Source organism: Romboutsia sp. 13368, from assembly GCF_018336475.1.
Taxonomy (GTDB): Bacteria; Bacillota; Clostridia; order Peptostreptococcales; family Peptostreptococcaceae; genus Romboutsia.
Genome location: NZ_CP048741.1, coordinates 636,586 through 638,832, shown reverse-complemented (window position 1 = coordinate 638,832; position 2,247 = coordinate 636,586). Strand labels below are relative to the sequence as shown.

At 22.5% G+C, this 2,247-nt stretch carries 2 protein-coding genes; both read right to left on the bottom strand.

What is annotated here, in order from left to right; translation table 11 throughout:
• Positions 1–66: 66 nt before the first annotated feature.
• Positions 67–489: a zinc ribbon domain-containing protein gene (locus G3997_RS02630; RefSeq protein WP_296647653.1), complete on the bottom strand. Its 423-nt coding sequence runs from the start codon at positions 487–489 to the stop codon at positions 67–69.
• 23 nt (positions 490–512) lie between these two features.
• On the bottom strand, positions 513–1,814 hold the full coding sequence (locus G3997_RS02625) for a hypothetical protein (RefSeq protein ID WP_296647651.1): 1,302 nt from the start codon (positions 1,812–1,814) through the stop codon (positions 513–515).
• Between the last annotated feature and the right edge of the window lie 433 nt (positions 1,815–2,247).

Sequence of the window (2,247 nt, the reverse complement as noted above, 5' to 3'; positions counted from 1 at the left end):
AAAGCTACCTTAAAATTGTATTTACTAATAAAATACAATTCAAGGTAGCTTTTAAATGTATATTTTTTATAATTTATTTCCACAACATTGGCAGTAATTAGAATCTTCTTCATTTAATGCATCACATTTTCCACATTCAATAAAATAACTATCTTTTATATCTATCTTTTTACCGCAAGTTCCACAAAAATTATTTTCAGAATTTAATACACTTCCACACTCACATACTATATCCTTTGAAGATTCTTCTAAATCATTTATCTTAAGATTATTATTATATATTAGTTTATCTAGTTCTAAAATTTCATTACATATACTATCAAAACTATCATCTATTATTATTTCATTTCTTATTTTTTCATACGTCAGTATACCCATATGAAGTAGTAAACTAGCTTTTTTTCTTTCTGCATTATCTATCTCTTTAAGCATACTTATTTTTTCATTCTGTATTTTATTTTTTGAAAACTTATCATTTATATTTTGCATCTCAACAGACTCTCCATTTTCAATTATTCAAAATCACTTAACGTATATCCTACTTTTACTATTATATAACTATATATAAAAGATATTATAAATGTGGATATAACTTGTGTTCCCATAAATATATTACTTTGATAACTACTAGCTTGTAATAGTGATGAACTTCCACCAATATATATATTAGTAAATGATGATAATATCGTCATACTTATAGAATAGAAAATACTAAAAATCATTACTTTTTTATTAGACTGATTTTTCATTTTTTTTCTTAAATTATATCCTGCAACTATCAGTACTAATAAAGATAAAAATATCATTGCCATAAACATTATCTTAGTATGGAAAAATAAATCTCCATTTAATAAACTTAATATAGACAACTTACTTGTACCTATTGTTACTGGTATTATATTTGCAAAATCTAATACATATAAAGCTAATTGACTCAATATAAGAAGATTACTTTCACTATAATTATATAAACCAAGTTCATAAAGATAACTTCTATCTAAGATAGTAATTCCTAAAAGAATTACAAATATCGATATATATATAGTGAATATAGTAAATATAACATATCTAAAAATGTCTAAATATATATTTTGTCCCGAATATTTTTTCTTATATCCTATCAAGTATGTAGATATAAATCCTAATATAAACCCATTTAAAAATAGTTCTAGTATTTTATATTTAAATGTTATCGATACACCATAGCTTATCATATTTGAAATATTAACTGATGTAGTTGCAAATATGCTTATAACTATTAGTATAACTCCATATAATACTCCAACTCCTATTGAGTTATATAACACATCCCTAGAGCTTTTATTTTTTATAAATATAAAGTTAGATATACATAATACGATTAATGGAATTAAAGCTATTACTAAAATACCTAAGTGTATACCTATACTTTCAGAACCAATAATACTATATGTATTTAAACTTATTGTACTTAAATTCATTGCTAATATTATATGTAACGGATTTACGATACTAACTAAATCCCCTAAACTTAAACTTATAAAAAGTTTTATTACTAAAGATATTAAAAATAATATTCCAGCTGAAGCTATCGATACTAATGCCATAGGCTTTAAATTCATTTTAAAATAATTATTAATACTTAATGATTCTTTCGAAGTTACTTCTTCCAATGATGTTCCACAAGATGAACAATATAGACCGCACTTATTTTCAGTTCCACAAGTTTTGCATTTTAAACTATGTTTTAGAGATATTTTATCTATTGATATATCTTGTATACTTTTACCATACTCTTTAGAATAATTTAAATATTGTTTCTCTTTATTATCCAATTTTATATGTTCGTCCTTTCCTATATTTGTATAATAAAATTATATATTAATATAATAAAGTTATCTATACTCTAAGTATCCTAAAGAAAAAATTTCACATAAAATTCATTTTAAAGTAAAAAGGAGAGCTTTAGGCTCTCCTTTTTACTCTTATATAGAGTAAGCTATATTATGAACTATTTCCAAACTTTTATCCATTATTTTACTCAAAAATATATTTTCTTTCCTATTTTATCGATTATAATATTCCTTTTATGCTTAGTGTAGAAACAAAATTAATATTTCAAAAATAGTACTTACTCCCTATTAAGTTATAATTTTTAAAATTTTATTTTAAATTCTTTATCTAGATGTTTTATCTTTTCTAAACTTTCAGAACTTAAAACTAAGTTATATATTCCTATATAAAACACTTCCCTAAGTATTAAACCCC